General features: G+C 50.5%; 19 protein-coding genes. 11 read left to right on the forward strand and 8 right to left on the reverse strand.

Annotated elements, in window-relative coordinates; all coding sequences use genetic code 11:
• Positions 1–119 precede the first annotated feature (119 nt).
• Positions 120–1,766, reverse strand: coding sequence for a class I fumarate hydratase (fumB, locus tag G434_RS21050; RefSeq protein ID WP_000066639.1), 1,647 nt, complete (start codon positions 1,764–1,766; stop codon positions 120–122).
• Positions 1,767–1,964: 198 nt separating this feature from the next.
• Here fumB and manA point away from each other — a divergent pair, with 198 nt between their 5' ends.
• The gene (manA, locus tag G434_RS21045) at positions 1,965–3,140 is read left to right on the forward strand and encodes a mannose-6-phosphate isomerase (RefSeq protein WP_001170697.1); all 1,176 of its coding nucleotides are present in this window, start codon (positions 1,965–1,967) and stop codon (positions 3,138–3,140) included.
• Positions 3,141–3,240: 100 nt separating this feature from the next.
• On the forward strand, positions 3,241–4,749 hold the full coding sequence (locus G434_RS21040) for a YdgA family protein (protein WP_001043352.1): 1,509 nt from the start codon (positions 3,241–3,243) through the stop codon (positions 4,747–4,749).
• Positions 4,750–4,793: 44 nt separating this feature from the next.
• Here G434_RS21040 and uidC read toward each other — a convergent pair whose 3' ends face one another.
• The 6 genes from uidC to malI all read right to left on the reverse strand — a co-directional run bounded on the left by uidC (position 4,794) and on the right by malI (position 12,388).
• Entirely contained in the window at positions 4,794–6,059 is a 1,266-nt protein-coding gene (uidC, locus tag G434_RS21035; protein ID WP_001227015.1) for a glucuronide uptake porin UidC, read from the reverse strand.
• A gap of 38 nt (positions 6,060–6,097) precedes the next feature.
• Positions 6,098–7,471: a glucuronide transporter gene (gene uidB, locus G434_RS21030; protein ID WP_001075848.1), complete on the reverse strand. Its 1,374-nt coding sequence runs from the start codon at positions 7,469–7,471 to the stop codon at positions 6,098–6,100.
• Positions 7,468–9,279: a beta-glucuronidase gene (gene uidA / locus G434_RS21025; protein WP_000945937.1), complete on the reverse strand. Its 1,812-nt coding sequence runs from the start codon at positions 9,277–9,279 to the stop codon at positions 7,468–7,470. The genes uidB and uidA overlap by 4 nt, the downstream gene beginning before the upstream one ends.
• A 390-nt stretch (positions 9,280–9,669) precedes the next feature.
• Positions 9,670–10,260 carry a DNA-binding transcriptional regulator UidR gene (uidR, locus tag G434_RS21020; protein WP_000969092.1) on the reverse strand — a complete coding sequence of 197 codons (591 nt, stop codon included), beginning with the start codon at positions 10,258–10,260 and terminating at the stop codon, positions 9,670–9,672.
• A gap of 220 nt (positions 10,261–10,480) precedes the next feature.
• Complete coding sequence (gene hdhA / locus G434_RS21015; protein WP_000483362.1) at positions 10,481–11,248, reverse strand: 7-alpha-hydroxysteroid dehydrogenase; 768 nt, start codon at positions 11,246–11,248, stop codon at positions 10,481–10,483.
• A 111-nt stretch (positions 11,249–11,359) separates the two neighbouring features.
• Entirely contained in the window at positions 11,360–12,388 is a 1,029-nt protein-coding gene (gene malI / locus G434_RS21010) for a mal regulon transcriptional regulator MalI (protein ID WP_000179513.1), read from the reverse strand.
• A gap of 174 nt (positions 12,389–12,562) precedes the next feature.
• On the opposite strand from malI, the gene malX reads away from it, so the two are divergent.
• The 3 genes from malX to add all read left to right on the forward strand — a co-directional run bounded on the left by malX (position 12,563) and on the right by add (position 16,442).
• On the forward strand, positions 12,563–14,155 hold the full coding sequence (gene malX / locus G434_RS21005) for a PTS maltose transporter subunit IICB (RefSeq protein WP_000125611.1): 1,593 nt from the start codon (positions 12,563–12,565) through the stop codon (positions 14,153–14,155).
• 9 nt (positions 14,156–14,164) lie between these two features.
• Positions 14,165–15,337 carry a bifunctional maltose regulon transcriptional repressor/cystathionine beta-lyase MalY gene (gene malY / locus G434_RS21000; RefSeq protein ID WP_000459387.1) on the forward strand — a complete coding sequence of 391 codons (1,173 nt, stop codon included), beginning with the start codon at positions 14,165–14,167 and terminating at the stop codon, positions 15,335–15,337.
• A 103-nt stretch (positions 15,338–15,440) separates the two neighbouring features.
• Positions 15,441–16,442, forward strand: a complete 1,002-nt coding sequence (gene add, locus G434_RS20995; RefSeq protein WP_000567490.1) for an adenosine deaminase — start codon at positions 15,441–15,443, stop codon at positions 16,440–16,442.
• Positions 16,443–16,477: 35 nt separating this feature from the next.
• Here the strand turns inward: add and G434_RS20990 are convergent, their stop codons facing one another.
• Positions 16,478–17,518, reverse strand: coding sequence for an oxidoreductase (locus tag G434_RS20990; protein ID WP_001282537.1), 1,041 nt, complete (start codon positions 17,516–17,518; stop codon positions 16,478–16,480).
• Between the two features lie 242 nt (positions 17,519–17,760).
• Here G434_RS20990 and blr point away from each other — a divergent pair, with 242 nt between their 5' ends.
• The 6 genes from blr to rsxC form a co-directional block, all read left to right on the forward strand.
• Positions 17,761–17,886 (forward strand): division septum protein Blr, encoded by a 126-nt coding sequence (blr, locus tag G434_RS0124805; protein WP_001296096.1) that lies wholly within the window; start codon positions 17,761–17,763, stop codon positions 17,884–17,886.
• 272 nt (positions 17,887–18,158) lie between these two features.
• Positions 18,159–18,374, forward strand: coding sequence for a transcription modulator YdgT (ydgT, locus tag G434_RS20985; protein ID WP_000217950.1), 216 nt, complete (start codon positions 18,159–18,161; stop codon positions 18,372–18,374).
• Between the two features lie 85 nt (positions 18,375–18,459).
• Positions 18,460–18,900, forward strand: coding sequence for a DUF2569 domain-containing protein (locus G434_RS20980; protein ID WP_001306099.1), 441 nt, complete (start codon positions 18,460–18,462; stop codon positions 18,898–18,900).
• A gap of 76 nt (positions 18,901–18,976) precedes the next feature.
• Positions 18,977–19,558, forward strand: a complete 582-nt coding sequence (gene rsxA, locus G434_RS20975; protein WP_000133193.1) for an electron transport complex subunit RsxA — start codon at positions 18,977–18,979, stop codon at positions 19,556–19,558.
• Positions 19,558–20,136, forward strand: coding sequence for an electron transport complex subunit RsxB (rsxB, locus tag G434_RS20970; protein WP_000991806.1), 579 nt, complete (start codon positions 19,558–19,560; stop codon positions 20,134–20,136). Before rsxA ends, rsxB begins: the two co-directional genes overlap by 1 nt.
• Positions 20,129–21,918 (forward strand): electron transport complex subunit RsxC (gene rsxC, locus G434_RS20965; protein WP_001542230.1); only part of this gene is annotated, 1,790 nt, incomplete at its 3' end. The genes rsxB and rsxC, both read left to right, overlap by 8 nt.

Consider the following 21,918-nt stretch of genomic DNA (forward strand, 5'->3'; position numbering starts at 1 on the left):
TTTTTCTTTCTGTTTTGCTTTCGTTAAGCAACTTTTAGCTCACTCATTATTTACTATTTGATAACAAATGTTTGGTCTTTCGTGCCATGTAAAAAAACCGCCCCGAAGGGCGGCTCTGTTTATTTCACACAGCGGGTGCACTGTGTGAGTTGTATCTGCTGGAAGAAGTCATTTCCTTTATCATCCACAAGGATAAACGCCGGGAAATCTTCCACTTCAATTTTCCAGATGGCTTCCATTCCCAGTTCCGGATATTCAACACATTCCAGGCTCTTAATACTACCCTGCGCCAATACAGCGGCCGGACCACCGATACTGCCAAGGTAGAAGCCGCCGTGTTTTTTACAGGCATCCGTCACCTGCTGGCTGCGGTTGCCTTTCGCCAGCATGATCATACTTCCGCCCTGCGCTTGCAGTTGATCGACATAAGAATCCATCCGGCCGGCGGTCGTTGGGCCAAGAGAACCGGAAGCATAACCTTCCGGCGTTTTGGCCGGACCCGCGTAGTAAATCGGATGATCTTTAATGTACTGCGGCAGCCCTTCACCGTTATCCATCCGCTCTTTCAGTTTGGCGTGAGCAATATCACGACCAACGATAATCGTGCCATTCAGCGATAAGCGTGTAGAAACGGGATACTGCGACAACTGTGCGAGGATCTCTTTCATCGGACGGTTAAGGTCAACGCGCACCGCTTCGCCTTCTCCCGCTTTGCGCAGCTCTTCCGGGATATATTTGCCTGGATTATGTTCCAGTTTTTCGATCCAAATCCCCTGACGGTTGATCTTTGCTTTGATATTACGGTCAGCAGAACAAGAGACGCCCATACCGACCGGGCAGGATGCGCCGTGACGTGGCAGGCGAATCACGCGGATGTCGTGAGCGAAGTATTTACCGCCAAACTGCGCACCCAGACCAAGATTTTGCGCTTCGATCAGCAATTCTTTTTCCAGTTCCACATCGCGGAACGCCTGTCCGTGCTCATTCCCTTCCGTTGGCAGTTCATCATAGTATTTAGCGGAAGCCAGTTTCACCGTTTTAAGGTTCGTTTCTGCAGAAGTTCCACCAATAACGAACGCAATATGATACGGAGGACAGGCCGCCGTACCCAGCGTGCGCATCTTCTCAACCAGGTAATTTTTCAGTTTCCCCGGCGTTAGTAACGCTTTGGTTTCCTGATAGAGATACGTCTTGTTTGCCGAACCGCCACCTTTGGCGATACAGAGGAATTTGTACTCGTCGCCATCAACGGCATAAAGATCGATCTGCGCTGGTAGATTGGTGCCGGTATTCACCTCTTTATACATATCCAGCGGCGCGTTTTGCGAGTAGCGCAGATTATCTTCGATATAAGTGTTATAGACACCGCGTGCCAGCGCCGCTTCATCACCGCCACCGGTCCATACACGCTGCCCTTTTTTACCAACAATAATCGCGGTGCCGGTATCCTGACAGGTTGGCAGAACGCCTTTCGCCGCGATGTCGGAGTTGCGCAGGAATTGCAGCGCCACATATTTATCATTTTCGCTGGCTTCCGGGTCACGCAGAATGTCGGCCACCTGTTGTTGGTGAGCCGGACGCAGCATAAATGACGCATCATGAAACGCCTGACGCGCCAACAAAGTTAACGCTTCGGGTGCGACTTTCAAAATCTCCTGCCCTTCAAATTCAGATACGCTAACGTGTTCGCTGGTTAGCAGGTAATACTCAGTATCATCTTTTTTGAGTGGAAAAGGAGCCTGATAATGAAAGGGTTTGTTTGACATTGTTCTCTCACTTACTGCCTGGTTTGGTTATGCTCTGGGCGGGTGTTCCGTTGCCCTGTTAAAAGCGAGTAACAATATCCTACACACTTTTTTAACAAAAACTGAGACTAGTACGACTTTTTGCGGCTCCAGGTTACTTCCCGTAGGATTCTTGCTTTAATAGCGGGATTAATTTCCACATATAAACAGGGATTGATCATGCAAAAACTCATTAACTCAGTGCAAAACTATGCCTGGGGCAGCAAAACGGCGTTGACTGAACTTTATGGTATGGAAAATCCGTCCAGCCAGCCGATGGCCGAGCTGTGGATGGGCGCACATCCAAAAAGCAGTTCACGAGTGCAGAATGCCGCCGGAGATATCGTTTCACTGCGTGATGTGATTGAGAGTAATAAATCGACTCTGCTCGGAGAGGCCGTTGCCAAACGCTTTGGCGAACTGCCTTTCCTGTTCAAAGTATTATGCGCAGCACAGCCGCTCTCCATTCAGGTTCATCCAAACAAACGCAATTCTGAAATCGGTTTTGCCAAAGAAAATGCCGCAGGTATTCCGATGGATGCCGCCGAGCGTAACTATAAAGATCCTAACCACAAGCCGGAGCTGGTTTTTGCGCTGACGCCTTTCCTTGCGATGAACGCGTTTCGTGAATTTTCCGAGATTGTCTCCCTACTCCAGCCAGTCGCAGGTGCACATCCGGCGATTGCTCACTTTTTACAACAGCCTGATGCCGAACGTTTAAGCGAACTGTTCGCCAGCCTGCTGAATATGCAGGGGGAAGAAAAATCCCGCGCGCTGGCGATTTTAAAATCGGCCCTTGACAGTCAGCAGGGTGAACCGTGGCAAACGATTCGTTTAATTTCTGAATTTTACCCGGATGACAGCGGTCTGTTCTCCCCGCTGTTGCTGAATGTGGTGAAATTGAATCCTGGCGAAGCGATGTTCCTGTTCGCTGAAACGCCGCACGCTTACCTGCAAGGCGTGGCGCTGGAAGTGATGGCGAACTCCGATAACGTGCTGCGTGCGGGTCTGACGCCTAAATACATTGATATTCCGGAACTGGTTGCCAATGTGAAGTTCGAAGCCAAACCGGCTAACCAGTTGTTGACCCAGCCGGTGAAACAAGGTGCAGAACTGGACTTCCCGATTCCTGTGGATGATTTTGCCTTCTCGCTGCATGACCTTAGTGATAAAGAAACCACCATCAGCCAGCAGAGTGCCGCCATTTTGTTCTGCGTCGAAGGCGATGCAACGCTGTGGAAAGGTTCTCAGCAGTTACAGCTTAAACCGGGTGAATCAGCGTTTATTGCCGCCAACGAATCACCGGTGACTGTCAAAGGCCACGGCCGTTTAGCGCGTGTTTACAACAAGCTGTAAGAGCTTACTGAAAAAATTAACATCTCTTGCTAAGCTTATTAAAGGCTTATAACACCTTCAGGCGGCCAGTCCGCCTGATTTCATTTTATGGATAATCATTATGAATAAATCGCTGGTAGCGGTAGGCGTCATTGTTGCGCTAGGCGTAGTCTGGACAGGCGGCGCATGGTATACAGGCAAGAAGATTGAAACCCATCTCGAAGACATGGTCGCGCAGGCGAACGCGCAACTCAAACTGACCGCTCCTGAATCCAACCTGGAAGTGAGTTATCAAAACTATCATCGCGGCGTATTCAGCAGTCAGCTGCAACTGTTGGTGAAACCCATTGCCGGGAAAGAAAATCCGTGGATTAAAAGCGGTCAGAGCGTCATCTTCAACGAATCGGTTGATCATGGTCCCTTCCCCCTTGCCCAGCTTAAAAAACTGAACCTGATCCCGTCGATGGCATCAATTCAAACCACGCTGGTTAATAACGAAGTTAGCAAGCCACTGTTTGATATGGCAAAAGGTGAAACGCCTTTTGAGATTAACTCCCGCATTGGTTACAGCGGAGATTCCAGTTCCGATATTTCGCTCAAGCCACTGAATTACGAGCAAAAGGATGAAAAAGTCGCCTTTAGCGGCGGCGAGTTCCAGTTAAATGCAGACAGAGACGGCAAAGCTATCTCCCTTTCCGGGGAGGCGCAAAGTGGTCGGATAGACGCGGTTAACGAATATAACCAGAAAGTACAGTTGACCTTTAATAATCTGAAAACCGACGGTTCCAGCACGCTGGCAAGTTTTGGTGAGCGCGTAGGAAATCAAAAACTGTCACTGGAAAAAATGACCATTTCAGTGGAAGGCAAAGAACTGGCACTGCTGGAAGGCATGGAGATCAGCGGTAAATCGGATCTGGTCAATGACGGTAAAACGATCAATAGCCAACTGGATTACTCGCTAAGCAGCCTGAAGGTACAGAATCAGGATCTGGGCAGCGGCAAGCTGACTTTAAAAGTCGGCCAGATTGATGGTGAAGCCTGGCATCAGTTTAGCCAGCAATATAACGCGCAAACTCAGGCGCTGCTGGCACAGCCAGAAATTGCCAACAATCCCGAACTTTATCAGGAGAAAGTGACGGAAGCCTTCTTTAGCGCCCTGCCGCTGATGTTGAAAGGCGATCCGGTGATTACTATCGCGCCGCTAAGCTGGAAAAACAGTCAGGGTGAAAGTGCGCTGAATCTGTCGCTGTTCCTGAAAGATCCGGCAACGACTAAAGAAGCGCCGCAAACGCTGGCGCAGGAAGTAGATCGTTCGGTTAAATCTCTGGATGCGAAACTGACCATTCCGGTGGATATGGCAACTGAGTTTATGACTCAAGTAGCGAAGCTGGAAGGTTATCAGGAAGATCAAGCAAAAAAACTGGCGAAACAGCAAGTTGAAGGTGCGTCAGCAATGGGGCAGATGTTCCGTCTGACCACCTTGCAGGACAATACCATCACCACCAGCCTGCAATATGCTAACGGTCAGATCACGTTAAACGGGCAGAAAATGCCACTGGAAGATTTCGTTGGTATGTTTGCAATGCCGGCATTAAACGTTCCGGTCGTACCCGCTCTTCCGCAGCAGTAATTCACAGCCAAAACGCCGGAGGTTTTTCTCTCCGGCGTTATTTCTTACTTCAGCATAAAGTCATACTGAATACTCATTTTCACATCCCAGTAATTCAGGCGATCGCCCAGCGCACTGCCATCGCGCTTTTCCCGCCCTTTATCGGCAGCAAGAAAGAAATTCATCCCTTGTAACGGCCCTTCGCTGACCCGATAGTTCATACCACCTAAGATACCCGCGCCTTCAATCCGCACATCTCGTTTACTGGATTCATAGCCGCGAGTCACAATCGGTGCAAATGTCAGCGTAAATTGCGGCGTTAAACGATAGTTGACACCCAATTGCCAGGACTGCATTCCTTCACGGTTACGATCAAGACTTAATGAAAAGGGATAGCCAATGTCGGTATCCACCACGGCACCATTCATTGCATGGCGCAAATAACCACCACTGCCAAATACGCTTCCCCACGGCGCATTCCAGGTCAATTGTCCACTAACCAACGCCGTTTCATTGGGCTGGCTGGTATTACGACTTAAACCTTCGAGCTGCGCGTAAAAGCCGAGCAACTCCCCTTTCAACGTATAATTCGGGTCAAGCGGTATGCTTTTCTCGAGAATACTTTGTATCTGATTGGATACATCTTTCTGTACCGATGCCCCCAGAGAATAGCGACTGGTATCATCATGCCAACTGGCGGCTAAAAAAGAACGTGCGCGGTGTTTATCGTATTTTCCCGTCTGGCTGTTATACACCCCTTCATCACGAATACCGGTTGTTGAATCGGTCCATAAAAATACTCGTGAACGCCACATTCCCCACAGATCAATATTTGGCGTTAAAGCCCAATAACCTAATGCTCCTTCAGAAACTGTCGGTAATGTACGTTGCGAACTGCCAGCCATTAACGGAATACGATAAGGTAAGCTACCATAACTATAATCCGTCCCGAAGCGACCTAATTTTAGCAGGCTATTTTCACTGGGTTTTATTTTTACTGCCCCCAGGGCAAAGCCAAAACTTTTATCACCATCAAGATACCACCGGGTACTCATATCAGCACGAGCACCTAATTTATAAACATAATACGCCCCGCCTTCAACGCCAATAATATTGGAATAATAACCACTATTGAAATCGAGCAATCCTCCCTGTACCCATGCGTAAATATCTCTTCCCGCGCCAGCACTGGGCTTATCAGCCCTGCGCAATTCGTTTTTCAGTCTGATGCGTAGTCCCGCTTCATCGTCAGCCAGTTGCGCCGCGTAAGCAGAGGTAAGGCCAGAGGCAGCCGTCAGGCAAATAACGGCCATGGCCACTATTTTTCTCATAGTTGCACCTTTGATGTTCTGATTATTTTTATTGAATATTAATTAGTGATATCGCGGATTAATTGCTGCTGCATTTTTTTACGATTATCAATTTCAACCACGATTTCTTTGAATTTTTTATCCGTGAGCGGATAAAACCAGATAATGACGAATGCCAGCAGCATAAATCCGCAAGGTACTAAGGCAATTGATGTGCGGATGCCCATAATAACTTCCGGCGCTTGCACCTGATTGGCAATATATCCGCTTAATCCCAAAATAAAGGCAGGAATTGAACCTCCGATTGCCTGACCGCATTTACGGGTAAATGAGAATAGTGAATAGGTGAGCCCTTCTATTCGCACGCCGGTCAGGTATTCACCGTATTCTACAGTATCAGCTTCCAGTGCCCACATCACGGTCATGGTAACGCCCTGACCAATTGAAGCGATGGCCAACGCAACCAACGCCACCGGCAGTGACCAGACCGAAACCCAGAAGAACAGCAGATAACCGCAGCTTCCCAGCAAAGCGCCAATCAGGAAGGTATTCTTTTTACCGATCCTCGCGACCATCCCCGGCACCAGCGGTGCCGATGCCACAGTACCGACCAGGTTTTGCACCAGTACCAGCACAGTGAACAGCCCGGTATCATTTAACACATAGCGCACGTAGAACAACGACGAGGCGCTGACCGCGAAGGTCGAAATCAGCACACACAGCGCACCGATGCACAACATAAACAGCGGGCGATTCCGTTTCAGGGTTTGCAGACTGATCTTCAATGACGGCTGCGCCACGATACGTACCACATTTTCACGCGTCGATTTGAAGCAGATGAAGTAAAGCACCATTCCGGCAATCGCCAGCACAATCGTCCAGAAATGGTATACCGACACCATCTCTTCCGGGCTAGAGTTCTTAATGCTCGGTCCTATCAGAAATGCCAGGCAGACAAAGGTCAATGAAGCGGCAATCCCACGAGCCGCGCCCAGACGGGCGCGGGATTGTGGTTGTTGGGTCATTGCGGTAGCAAGTGAACCATAAGGAATATTCACCAGGCTGTAGCAAAGCCCGAGGCCCATGTAGGTCAAATATGCATACACTACTTTGCTGCTATGGCTCCAGTCGGTCGGTGCCCAGAATACCAGCACGCTGAAGATCATTAACGGCGCGGTACCGAAGAGTAAAAACGGGCGGAATTTTCCCCAGCGGGTATTCACACTGTCCACCACTCGTCCGGCAAAGACGTCGGCGAAGGCATCGAATACCCGCACCAGTAACAGCATGGTGCCCGCCGCAGCGGCACCGACGCCAGCGACGTCGGTGTAGTAACTCAACAGGAAGAGCGCCCCCATTGCGAAGGCGAAGTTATTGGCGACGTCACCGAGGCTGTAGCCGACGATGGTGCGCCAGGAGAGTTGTTGATTCATTGTTTGCCTCCCTGCTGCGGTTTTTCACCGAAGTTCATGCCAGTCCAGCGTTTTTGCAGCAGAAAAGCCGCCGACTTCGGTTTGCGGTCGCGGGTGAAGATCCCTTTCTTGTTACCGCCAACGCGCAATATGCCTTGTGAGGTCGCAAAATCGGCGAAATTCCATACCTGTTCACCGACGACGGCGCTGACGCGATCAAAGACGCGGTGATACATATCCAGCCATGCACACTGATACTCTTCACTCCACATGTCGGTGTACATTGAGTGCAGCCCGGCTAACGTATCCACGCCGTATTCGGTGATGATAATCGGCTGATGCAGTTTCTCCTGCCAGGCCAGCAGTTCTTTTTCCAGTACCTTCTCTGCCGTTTCCAAATCGCCGCTTTGGACATACCAACCGTAATAACGGTTCAGGCACAGCACATCAAAGAGATCGCTGATGGTATCGGTGTGAGCGTCGCAGAACATTACATTGACACAGGTGATCGGACGCGTCGGGTCGAGTTTACGCGTTGCTTCCGCCAGTGGCGCGAAATATTCCCGTGCACCTTGCGGACGGGTATCCGGTTCGTTGGCAATACTCCACATCACCACGCTTGGGTGGTTTTTGTCACGCGCAATCAGCTCTTTAATCGCCTGTAAGTGCGCCTGCTGAGTTTCCCCGTTGACTGCCTCTTCGCTGTACAGTTCTTTCGGCTTGATGCCCGCTTCGAAACCAATGCCTAAAGAGAGGTTAAAGCCTACAGCTGCAGTTTCATCAATCACCACGATGCCATGTTCATCTGCCCAGTCGAGCATCTCTTCAGCGTAAGGGTAATGCGAGGTACGGTAGGAGTTGGCCCCAATCCAGTCCATTAATGCGTGATCGTGCACCATCAGCACGTTATCGAATCCTTTGCCACGCAAATCCGCATCTTCATGACGACCAAAGCCAGTAAAATAGAACGGTTTGTGGTTAATCAGGAACTGCTCGCCCTTCACTGCCACTGACCGGATGCCGACGCGCAGCGGGTAGATATCACACTCTGTCTGGCTTTTGGCTGTGACGCACAGTTCATAGAGATAACCTTCACCCGGTTGCCAGAGGTGCGGATTCACCACTTGCAAAGTCCCGCTGGTGCCTTGTCCAGTTGCAACCACCTGTTGATCCGCATCACGCAGTTCAACGCTGACATCACCATTGGCCACCACCTGCCAGTCAACAGACGCGTGGTTACAGTCTTGCGCGACATGCGTCACCACGGTGATATCGTCCACCCAGGTGTTCGGCGTGGTGTAGAGCATTACGCTGCGATGGATCCCGGCATAGTTAAAGAAATCATGGAAGTAAGACTGCTTTTTCTTGCCGTTTTCATCGGTAATCACCATTCCCGGCGGGATAGTCTGCCAGTTCAGTTCATTGTTCACACAAACGGTGATACGTACACTTTTCCCGGCAATAACATACGGCGTGACATCGGCTTCAAATGGCGTATAGCCGCCCTGATGCTCCATCACTTCCTGATTATTTACCCACACTTTGCCGTAATGAGTGACCGCATCGAAACGCAGCACGATACGCTGGCCCGCCCAACCTTTCGGTATAAAGACTTCGCGCTGATACCAGACGTTGCCCACATAATTACGAATATCTGCATCGGCGAACTGATCGTTAAAACTGCCCGGCACAGCAATTGCCCGGCTTTCTTGTAACACGCTTTCCCACCAACGCTGATCAATTCCACAGTTTTCGCGATCCAGACTGAATGCCCACAGGCCGTCGAGTTTTTTGATTTCACGGGTTGGGGTTTCTACAGGACGTAACATAAGGGACTCCTCATTAAGATAAAAATACTGGTCAACCTTTAATCTGATTAGTTAACCAATTCTGTGTTGCACACAGTTATCTGTGAGAAACCCATGGAAGAGAAATGGAAATAAAAAGAACTGACACCGCGATCAAAAAACCAAAAACTGCAATACCCACAGCGTGATATAGATCGCATTAATCTTTAAAACGGCGTTGACAGAAGCCATAAAATAAGCAACCGAACGTTCGTTCGAGCATAATGGGAACGATAAACTCTCATGACGTATGGCTACAGTGAATATTTTGGGGGGAATTCTCCGAACCCGGGAAGGATAATTTTTGCACAGAGAAATTACGATATGAAACGCGGGCTCAGTTGTCACCAGCCCGCGGAAAGAGAGAGAGGATCAGGATGCGGTTAAGATACCGCCAATCATCGCGCGTAATCCCTGAGCAAACGACGCTTCACGCGCCAGATCTTCCGCTTCGATATCGGCCAGTACACCGTAGGTCAGATCCAGCAGTAAACGTGAAGTCATTGCCGTGTTGATGTCTGGGCTTATCTCGCCTTTTTGCTGGGCATCACGCATCCGCTGGGCAACAAATTCCGTGATCGTCATATGCTTATTTTTAAGCATGGCGGCGACCTGTGGGTTACGCATCCCTTCCGCCATAATTTCGACCACCAGCGCCCGTTGTCCAAAGGCTTCATGGGTGAGAGAGACAATAGACTCGACCATATAGTCAACGAAATGAATCCCTTCAATCGGTTCCCGGAAACGGGCCAGCGCCCTCTCCTGGTCCTGTAAGATAATCGCCTGAATCAGGGCTTCTTTGGAGATGAAATGGTGATAGAGCGTCCCGGGACTAATGGCGCAAGATTTACAGATGGCTTTCATCGAGGCACTGTGAAATCCATTTTCTGAAAAAATCTCTCTGGCAGCATTGAGGATCCGGGTCCGTGTCGGTTGTGCTTCAGTCTGCATGTTATCCATCATAAAACCATTATAGTTAGCGTGAATAACTAGTTTACCGCGTTGTCAGGTGAGCGCCTATCATTGCTGTTGAATAGTGCGAAGGCACACTCTATTCGAATACTTTTCACTCGGAAATTGGTTAACCAATAGCCGTGATTTGGCTGCCAGTTATTTAGCTGAGACGTTGATGAGTTTATCCCGGTAAACAACACGCACGGTTGTTTACCGGTCCGTTAGTGTATTAATTGAGCTCCTGTACCCCACCACCGGAGACGGTGAGAATTTGTCCGCTTACCCAGCTGGCTGCAGGCGAGCAAAGGAACAGCGCCGCGTTAGCAATATCTTGCGGTTGGCCCAGACGTCTAATCGGTGTGTGCTGTAACATTTTTTGTTCAATTTCAGGTGTAATAACGGATTTCAGGGCATCGGTTAATATTGCCCCCGGCGCAATGCCATTCACCCGAATATTTTTTTCACCCAGGTCAAACGCCATGTTTCTGACCAGATGACTGGCCGCAGCTTTAGATGATGCATAGGAGGTCATGTTTATATTTTTATTTTCTGCCGCCATAGAAGTAATGGTCAGAATAACGCCACCGCCATTTTTTTCCATTTCTGGCGCAACAAGTTGTGACAGATGGAAAAAAGAAAACACATTCAGTTCATAAGCACGGCGAAAATCTGCCATTGGCATATCAAACGGTTTAGGACCACCGCCACCGGCGTTGTTAACCAGGATATCAACTTTACCCAGCTTACTGACGGCAAAGTCTGCCAGTGCAGAGAGTTCCTGTTCGGAAGTAATATCACAACGGCAGGCAAATGCCTGACCACCCAGTTGTTGAATTTCATCAACAACATGGTTAGCTGCGTCGGCGTTAATATCACTGACCACCACAGATGCGCCAGCTGTCGCGAATGTAATGGCAATTTCTTTACCAATACCTGCACCGGCACCTGTGATGATGGCGCATTTTCCGTCGAGTCTCAGGTTGTCAGAATTAAACACATAAACCTCCTGTGAACTTCAGTAAAAATAAAAGGCACCGCCTGTGTGCCACATTTTTTATCATTAACCTTGAGGAAAGGACACTACCAGGTATAGCAGATAAAGAGAGGGTTATTTCGCCGCAATGAGCCGGGCGGGAATAATAAGATTGCGTGAATGCGTCTCTTCATGGGTGATTTTTTGCATCATGCGATCCGCAAGTGTGGTACCAAGTTCCCGCGCTGGCGTGCTGGCCCAGGTAACAGGTATATCATCAAGTGTGGTTGGCGTTGCATCGGTAAATGCCGCCAACGAAACCTGTTGTTCAAAGTAACGATCGACTCCGCTTTCACCGCTTTGCCGCCCTGCTTTCAGCAAACCAAACCATGCCCCCATCGCAATGGTTTCGTTATAGCAAACCACGGCACTGATGGTCGGGTTATGACGTAAAAGCGCCGTGATAGCTTCCGCGGCTTGCTTCTGGCTGGAAGTGCACTCCAGCACCCAATCGCTGTGAAACGGCAGGCCAAATTTTAGTAGAGTTGCACAATAGCCCCCCACCCGTTCTGCCCGGGTTAATGAGGAACTTTGCCCTCCCAGCCAGGCGATACGCTGATGCCCATTGCGAATGAGATGCTCCGTCAACAACTGTGCAGCCTGCATGTTATCCGGGCGAACCGTATCAACATCATCAAGATAACTGGCACGGGAAGCGAAAATCACCGGGATAGCTTTTTCTTCTGCCATCCGTCGCAGGTCATCGCTGCTTCCTGCAGCCCCGGCAATTACCACACCATCGACCCCCTGATTCAGTAACAGTGAAAACCGCTGTGCCAACTGCTCGCCGTCTTTACCGCCGTGAAGCAAAAAAACCATCCGTCCCTGCGCTTCCAGAGCTTCCGTCAATCCGGCCGTTAATTCGGCGTAAAACGGCGCAGATAAATCACGAACGATCAAACCAATGACGCCGCTTTGCCCGCCGCGCAGCGCCGACGCCTGACGATTGCGCACAAATCCCAGCTCTTCAATGGCGGCGTTAACGCGTTCTCCTGTGGCGGTAGAGATTCGCCCTTTGCCACTTAGCACCAGCGAAACGGTACTTACCGACACGCCCGCAGCCAGCGCAACATCATGAATGGTTATTTTTTTGGCGGTAGCCATGCAGATGACCTACTCCCTGATTATGTGACAGATAAAACGTTTTACCTTTTATTTATCTTATACCCGCTATTATCGTTGCGTAATGTGATTTATGCCTCACTAAAATTTGATAAAACGTTTTATCTTCTCGCGCAATTTACTGAATCCAGATTGTTCTCTACGAGGAGTCGTTTTATGACGGCGAAAACAGCACCGAAAGTCACGCTGTGGGAGTTCTTCCAGCAGTTAGGCAAAACCTTCATGTTACCCGTGGCATTATTGTCGTTCTGCGGCATTATGCTCGGCATTGGTAGTTCTCTTAGCAGCCATGATGTCATCACCCTGATCCCGGTCCTGGGCAACCCCGTGTTGCAGGCTATCTTTACCTGGATGAGTAAGATTGGCTCGTTTGCTTTTAGTTTCCTGCCAGTCATGTTCTGTATCGCCATCCCGCTGGGCCTGGCACGCGAAAACAAAGGCGTAGCGGCATTCGCTGGCTTCGTCGGTTATGCGGTAATGAACCTCGCGGTAAACTTCTGGTTGACCAACAAAGGCATTCTGCCAACCACTGACGCCGCCGTTCTGAAAGCCAATAACATACAGAGCATTCTTGGGATCCAGTCGATCGATACCGGGATCCTCGGTGCGGTGATCGCCGGTATTATCGTCTGGATGCTGCATGAGCGATTCCATAATATCCGCCTGCCGGATGCGCTGGCATTCTTCGGCGGTACGCGCTTCGTACCAATCATCTCCTCGCTGGTGATGGGCCTTGTCGGTCTGGTGATTCCATTAGTCTGGCCAATTTTCGCCATGGGTATTAGCGGCTTAGGCCATATGATCAACAGCGCGGGTGATTTCGGACCGATGCTGTTTGGTACCGGTGAACGTCTGCTGTTGCCGTTTGGTCTGCATCACATTCTGGTGGCATTAATTCGCTTTACCGACGCAGGCGGCACGCAGGAAGTCTGCGGTCAAACCGTCAGCGGCGCACTGACCATCTTCCAGGCGCAATTGAGTTGCCCGACCACTCACGGTTTTTCTGAAAGCGCCACGCGTTTCCTTTCGCAAGGTAAAATGCCTGCGTTTCTCGGCGGCCTGCCAGGTGCAGCGTTAGCTATGTATCACTGCGCGCGCCCGGAAAATCGCCATAAAATTAAAGGTCTGCTTATTTCTGGCCTGATCGCCTGTGTCGTTGGCGGCACGACCGAACCTCTGGAATTCCTGTTCCTGTTCGTAGCGCCAGTTCTGTATGTCATCCACGCGCTGTTAACCGGCCTCGGCTTCACCGTCATGTCTGTGCTCGGCGTCACCATCGGTAATACCGACGGCAATATCATCGACTTCGTGGTGTTCGGTATTTTGCATGGTCTGTCAACCAAGTGGTACATGGTGCCAGTGGTGGCGGCAATCTGGTTTGTCGTTTACTACGTCATCTTCCGTTTCGCTATCACCCGCTTCAATCTGAAAACCCCGGGGCGCGATAGCGAAGTTGCCAGCTCAATCGAAAAAGCCGTTGCCGGTGCGCCGGGTAAATCAGGTTACAACGTTCCGGCAATCCTCGAAGCCTTAGGCGGTGCCGACAATATTGTCAGCCTCGATAACTGCATTACCCGTCTGCGTTTGTCTGTGAAAGATATGTCGCTTGTTAATGTGCAGGCACTGAAGGACAATCGGGCAATTGGCGTAGTACAACTTAATCAACATAACCTGCAGGTTGTTATCGGGCCACAAGTTCAGTCAGTAAAAGATGAAATGGCCGGTCTGATGAATACTGTCCAGGCATAAGGATAAGATATGTTCGATTTTTCAAAGGTCGTGGATCGTCATGGCACATGGTGTACGCAGTGGGATTATGTCGCTGACCGTTTCGGCACTGCTGACCTGTTACCGTTCACGATTTCAGACATGGATTTTGCCACTGCCCCCTGCATTATCGAGGCGCTGAATCAGCGCCTGATGCACGGCGTGTTTGGCTACAGCCGCTGGAAAAACGATGAGTTTCTCGCGGCTATTGCCCACTGGTTTTCCACCCAGCATTACACCGCAATTGATACGCAGTCGGTGGTGTATGGCCCTTCTGTTATCTACATGGTCTCGGAACTGATTCGTCAGTGGTCTGAAAAAGGTGAAGGCGTGGTGATCCACACACCCGCCTATGACGCATTTTACAAGGCCATTGAAGGTAACCAGCGCACAGTAATGCCCGTCGCTTTAGAGAAGCAGGCTGACGGCTGGTTTTGCGATATGGGCAAGCTGGAAGCCGTGTTGGCGAAACCAGAATGTAAAATTATGCTCCTGTGTAGCCCACAGAATCCTACCGGGAAAGTGTGGACGTGCGATGAGCTGGAGATCATGGCTGACCTGTGCGAGCGTCATGGTGTGCGGGTTATTTCCGATGAAATCCATATGGATATGGTTTGGGGCGAGCAGCCGCATATTCCCTGGAGTAATGTGGCGCGCGGAGACTGGGCATTGCTAACGTCGGGATCGAAAAGTTTCAATATTCCCGCCCTGACCGGTGCTTACGGGATTATAGAAAATAGCAGCAGCCGTGATGCCTATTTATCGGCACTGAAAGGACGTGATGGCCTTTCTTCCCCTTCAGTACTGGCGTTAACTGCCCATATCGCCGCCTATCAGCAAGGCGCGCCGTGGCTGGATGCCTTACGCGTCTATCTGAAAGATAACCTGACGTATATCGCAGATAAAATGAACTCCGCGCTCCCTGAACTCAACTGGCAGATCCCGCAATCCACTTATCTGGCCTGGATTGATCTACGTCCGTTGAATATTGACGACAACGCGTTGCAAAAAGCGCTTATCGAGCAAGAGAAGGTCGCGATCATGCCGGGGTATACCTACGGTGAAGAAGGTCGTGGTTTTGTCCGTCTCAATGCCGGGTGCCCGCGTTCGAAACTGGAAAAAGGTGTTGCTGGATTAATTAACGCCATCCGCGCTGTTCGTTAACCCCAATTGCGCAACGTAAAAAATCGTTGCGCAATCGTGGATTTTTACCCTGCTTTGTTTTTATAATGGTGCGCACTTTTATATCCAGAAAAAGAGTGCGACCATGATTGATACCACCCTGCCATTAACTGATATCCATCGCCACCTTGATGGCAACATTCGTCCCCAGACCATTCTTGAACTTGGCCGCCAGTATAATATCTCGCTTCCTGCACAATCCCTGGAAACACTGATTCCCCACGTTCAGGTCATTGCCAACGAACCCGATCTGGTGAGCTTTCTGACCAAACTTGACTGGGGCGTTAAAGTTCTCGCCTCTCTTGATGCCTGTCGCCGCGTGGCATTTGAAAACATTGAAGATGCAGCCCGTCACGGCCTGCACTATGTCGAGCTGCGTTTTTCACCAGGCTACATGGCAATGGCACATCAGCTGCCTGTAGCGGGTGTTGTCGAAGCGGTGATCGATGGCGTACGTGAGGGTTGCCGCACCTTTGGTGTGCAGGCGAAGCTTATCGGCATTATGAGCCGGACCTTCGGCGAAGCCGCCTGTCAGCAAGAGCTGGAGGCCTTTTTAGCCCACCGTGACCAGATTACCGCACTTGATTTAGCCGGTGATGAACTTGGTTTCCCGGGAAGTCTGTTCCTTTCTCACTTCAACCGCGCGCGTGATGCGGGCTGGCATATTACCGTCCATGCAGGCGAAGCTGCCGGGCCGGAAAGCATCTGGCAGGCGATTCGTGAACTGGGTGCGGAGCGTATTGGACATGGCGTAAAAGCCATTGAAGATCGGGCGCTGATGGATTTTCTCGCCGAGCAACAAATTGGTATTGAATCCTGTCTGACCTCCAATATTCAGACCAGCACCGTGGCAGAGCTGGCGGCACATCCGCTGAAAACGTTCCTTGAGCATGGCATTCGTGCCAGCATTAACACTGACGATCCCGGCGTACAGGGAGTGGATATCATTCACGAATATACCGTTGCCGCGCCGGCTGCTGGGTTATCCCGCGAGCAAATCCGCCAGGCGCAGATTAATGGTCTGGAAATGGCTTTCCTCAGCGCAGAGGAAAAACGCGCACTGCGAGAAAAAGTCGCTGCGAAGTAACAAAAATGGATGGTGCTAATTGCACCATCCTCTTTTCACGCAAGGCACAGCGTCGCGCGATGTTTGGCGGATTCGATGCCCAGCTCAATCAACTCCATTACCTGGATTGCCTGACTTGCCGGAACCGGATTTTCACCATCGCCATTTAACGCATCACGAATAGCCGCATAGTAAGCCGGATAATTCCCTGGTACTGTCAACAGCGTTTCTTCGACACGTTCCTCACCTTCCACGCGGGTAAGTACGCCATCACGCATATCGTAGCCCCAGTCTTCCTGCGGCAGACGCTCGCCATTTTTCAGACGTTCTTCCTGTGGATCGAGGCCATATTTCACATAACTGCCTCGGGATCCATGCACGATATAACGTGCTGACTCAGCGGCTGCCAGCATGGTGCCGTGTAAAATGACTCGCCGCTGCGGATAGGACAAGATGGCGTGGAAATAATCGGTCGACTGCGCTCCGGGCCGTAACTGTGCCAAATCTACCGTCATGCTAACCGGTAAACCAAATAGCGTAATGGCCTGATCAAGAAGGTGCGGTGCTAAATCGTACCAAATACCGCTGCCAGGACCGCCCTGTTCACGCCAACGATCGCGCACCTGCGGACGGAAGCGGTCAAAATGAGACTCAAAGTAAGCAACTTCACCCAGTACGCCTTCCGCGAGCAAACCTTTTAGCGTCAGGAAATCGCTATCCCAGCGACGGTTATGGAATACAGACAGCACACGCCCCAGGCTTTTTGCCAGCGCTTCCAGCTCGCGCGCTTGTGACAGTGTCACGGTAAAGGGTTTATCAACGACCACATGTTTACCCGCCTCAAGCGCCGCTTTGGCTAACGGGAAATGGGTATCGTTGGGTGTAGGAATGACAATCAGGTCTATGTTGGGATCGTTAAACAGATGCTTCGGCTCAGAGACAACCGTAACCGTTGGCCAGTCGGCTTTTACTTTTGTTTCATCGCTGCTGGAGATTACCGCCAGTTCCAGCCCGGGCGTGCCCGCAATCAGGGGCGCATGGAAGGTTTTGCTCGCATAACCATACCCAATCAACCCAACACGGATGTTGTCGCTCATGTCATTGCCTCTCATTGAAGTATGATGGCTATTTGACACTATCCTTTACCCTCGCTCAACAGTTTAATAACCTGCCAGCAATAAGGGATGTTGTTTAACTTAAGTCAAAAAAATAGCGAATTTTCCAACGACAAAAGCTAAATATCGCAAAAACCTCAGTAAAAATCTTGCTGGAGCTATTATTGCTAAGTAACATTTACCCCCTGAAGTTAATGGATCAATCAACAGAGATGTGGGCTGTAATGAATCGTCTTATTGAATTAACAGGTTGGATCGTTCTTGTCGTTTCAGTCATTCTTCTTGGCGTGGCGAGTCACATTGACAACTATCAGCCACCTGAACAGAGTACTACGGTACAACACAAGTAAGCTCTGCGCTTGTAGAGCGACATGCTGCCCGTCCGGGTGCATGTTTTCACTTGTCGGATATTAAACCAGGAATTTATTATCTTGTTCGATGTTGTTGGTGATTGTCAGAGATAGTAAAGCGCGTTACTCTTTTCAGAGCAGTTTTTCATCCCTGAATATTTGCCATCAGCGCATTCTTATTATTGTAATAACACAAGCGTTCACTTTTGGTGAAATTTTATCATCACTAATAATACCTACCCCTTTGGTATTAATTATTTTATGGACCTTTTATGACTGTTCAGGACTACTTATTAAAATTTCGCAAAATCAGTTCACTCGAAAGTCTGGAAAAACTCTACGACCATCTTAATTACACCCTGACGGACGATCAGGAACTGATCAATATGTATCGTGCTGCCGATCACCGTCGCGCAGAGCTGGTTTCTGGCGGGCGTTTGTTTGACCTCGGCCAGGTACCGAAGTCCGTCTGGCACTATGTCCAATAAAGAAAGTAGCGATCGGTTATAAAAGCCTTATAATAACGCCCCTAAAATTAGATTTGCCTGTTTGCGTCGCTATTCTGGAGAACCTATGACCACCACAACGCCACAACGTATTGGAGGCTGGTTGCTTGGCCCATTGGCCTGGCTTTTAGTCGCTCTGTTAAGTACGACGCTGGCGTTGTTGCTGTATACCGCTGCGTTATCTTCTCCGCAAACATTTCAAACGCTCGGCGAACAAGCACTGACGACACAAATCTTATGGGGCGTTTCTTTTATTACCGCTATCGCCATGTGGTATTACACACTGTGGTTGACCATCGCTTTCTTTAAACGTCGGCGTTGTGTTCCTAAACACTATATTATCTGGCTGCTTATTTCCGTATTGCTGGCAGTAAAAGCGTTCGCTTTTTCACCCGTGGAAGATGGCATAGCCGTTCGCCAGTTACTGTTTACTTTGTTGGCAACCGCATTGATCGTCCCCTATTTTAAACGCTCGTCGCGGGTGAAAGCGACGTTTGTGAATCCGTAATAACCTTACAGTTAACCTGTTGTCGCCTGCTCTGGATTAACGGATAATAGGCGGCTTTTTTATTTCAGGCCGAAAAATGACTGACTACCTGTTACTGTTTGTCGGAACTGTACTGGTCAATAACTTTGTACTGGTCAAGTTTCTCGGTCTCTGTCCGTTTATGGGGGTTTCCAAAAAGCTGGAAACCGCGATGGGCATGGGGCTGGCTACAACGTTTGTGATGACGCTGGCGTCTATTTGCGCCTGGCTTATCGATACGTGGATTTTGATCCCGCTTAATCTGATTTACCTGCGCACCCTGGCGTTTATTCTGGTGATTGCTGTGGTTGTGCAGTTCACCGAGATGGTGGTGCGCAAAACCAGCCCGGTGCTTTACCGTCTGCTGGGGATTTTTTTGCCGCTTATCACCACCAACTGTGCAGTGCTCGGCGTGGCGTTGCTGAATATCAATCTCGGGCACAATTTCTTGCAGTCGGCGCTGTACGGTTTTTCCGCCGCTGTCGGTTTCTCGCTGGTGATGGTGCTTTTCGCCGCCATCCGCGAACGCCTTGCTGTGGCTGATGTCCCGGCACCTTTTCGCGGTAATGCCATTGCGTTAATTACCGCAGGTCTTATGTCTCTGGCCTTTATGGGCTTTAGTGGTTTGGTGAAGTTGTAATGAATGCTATCTGGATTGCCGTTGCCGCCGTGAGCCTGCTGGGCCTGGCGTTTGGCGCCATTCTGGGTTATGCCTCCCGCCGTTTTGCGGTGGAAGACGATCCGGTCGTTGAGAAAATTGACGAAATCTTACCGCAGAGCCAGTGTGGTCAGTGCGGTTATCCCGGCTGTCGCCCCTACGCGGAAGCCATCAGCTGTAACGGTGAAAAAATTAACCGCTGCGCCCCAGGTGGCGAAGCTGTGATGCTAAAAATTGCTGAGTTGCTTAATGTCGAGCCACAGCCGCTGGATGGCGAAGCGCAAGAGCTAACGCCTGCGCGGATGGTGGCGTTTATTGATGAAAATAACTGTATTGGCTGCACTAAATGTATTCAGGCGTGTCCGGTAGACGCCATCGTTGGTGCTACCCGCGCCATGCATACGGTAATGAGTGATCTCTGTACGGGCTGCAATTTATGTGTTGATCCGTGCCCGACGCACTGCATCTCGTTGCAACCGGTTGCAGAAACACCTGACTCCTGGAAATGGGATCTGAACACCATTCCCGTGCGTATCATTCCCGTGGAACACCATGCTTAAGTTATTCTCTGCATTCAGAAAAAATAAAATCTGGGATTTCAACGGCGGCATCCATCCACCGGAGATGAAAACCCAGTCCAACGGTACGCCCCTGCGCCAGGTACCACTGGCGCAGCGTTTTGTCATACCACTGAAACAACATATTGGCGCTGAAGGTGAGTTGTGCGTTAGCGTCGGCGATAAAGTACTGCGCGGCCAGCCGCTTACCCGTGGACGCGGCAAAATGCTGCCAGTTCACGCGCCCACCTCGGGTACCGTTACGGCTATTGCGCCCCACTCTACGGCTCATCCTTCAGCTTTAGCTGAATTAAGCGTGATTATTGATGCCGATGGCGAAGACTGCTGGATCCCGCGCGACGGCTGGGACGATTATCGCTCTCGCAGTCGCGAAGAGTTAATCGAGCGCATTCATCAGTTTGGTGTTGCCGGGCTGGGTGGTGCGGGATTCCCGACAGGCGTTAAATTGCAGGGCGGCGGAGATAAGATTGAAACGTTGATTATCAACGCTGCTGAGTGCGAGCCGTACATTACCGCCGATGACCGTTTGATGCAGGATTGCGCGGCTCAGGTCGTAGAGGGTATTCGCATTCTTGCGCATATTCTGCAGCCACGCGAAATTCTTATCGGCATTGAAGATAACAAACCGCAGGCGATTTCCATGCTGCGCGCGGTGCTGGCGGACTCTCACGATATTACTCTGCGGGTGATTCCAACCAAATATCCTTCTGGCGGTGCTAAACAATTAACCTACATTCTGACCGGGAAGCAGGTTCCACATGGCGGGCGTTCATCCGATATCGGCGTATTAATGCAAAACGTCGGCACTGCTTATGCAGTGAAACGTGCCGTTATTGATGGCGAACCGATTACCGAGCGTGTCGTGACCCTGACTGGCGAAGCAATCGCACGCCCGGGCAACGTCTGGGCACGGCTGGGTACGCCAGTGCGTCATTTATTGAATGATGCCGGATTCTGCCCCTCTGCCGATCAAATGGTGATTATGGGCGGCCCGCTAATGGGCTTTACCTTGCCATGGCTGGATGTCCCGGTCGTAAAGATTACCAACTGTCTGTTGGCTCCCTCTGCCAATGAGCTTGGCGAACCACAGGAAGAACAAAGCTGCATCCGGTGTAGCGCCTGTGCTGACGCCTGCCCTGCGGATCTTTTGCCGCAACAGTTGTACTGGTTCAGCAAAGGTCAGCAACACGATAAAGCCACCACGCATAACATTGCCGACTGCATTGAATGTGGGGCTTGCGCGTGGGTTTGCCCGAGCAATATTCCCCTGGTGCAATATTTCCGTCAGGAAAAAGCTGAAATTGCGGCTATTCGTCAGGAAGAAAAGCGCGCCGCAGAAGCCAAAGCGCGTTTCGAAGCGCGCCAGGCTCGCCTTGAGCGCGAAAAAGCGGCTCGCCTTGAACGACATAAGAGCGCAGCCGTTCAACCTGCAGCCAAAGATAAAGATGCGATTGCTGCCGCTCTGGCGCGGGTGAAAGAGAAACAGGCCCAGGCTACACAGCCTATTGTGATTAAAGCGGGCGAACGCCCGGATAACAGTGCAATTATTGCAGCACGGGAAGCCCGTAAAGCGCAAGCCAGAGCGAAACAGGCAGAACTGCAGCAAACTAACGACGCAGCAACCGTTGCTGATCCACGTAAAACTGCCGTTGAAGCCGCTATCGCCCGCGCCAAAGCGCGCAAGCTGGAACAGCAACAGGCTAATGCGGAACCAGAAGAACAGGTCGATCCGCGCAAAGCCGCCGTCGAAGCCGCTATTGCCCG

It is taken from the genome of Escherichia sp. KTE172 (assembly GCF_000408845.1).
Taxonomy (GTDB): domain Bacteria; phylum Pseudomonadota; class Gammaproteobacteria; order Enterobacterales; family Enterobacteriaceae; genus Escherichia; species Escherichia coli.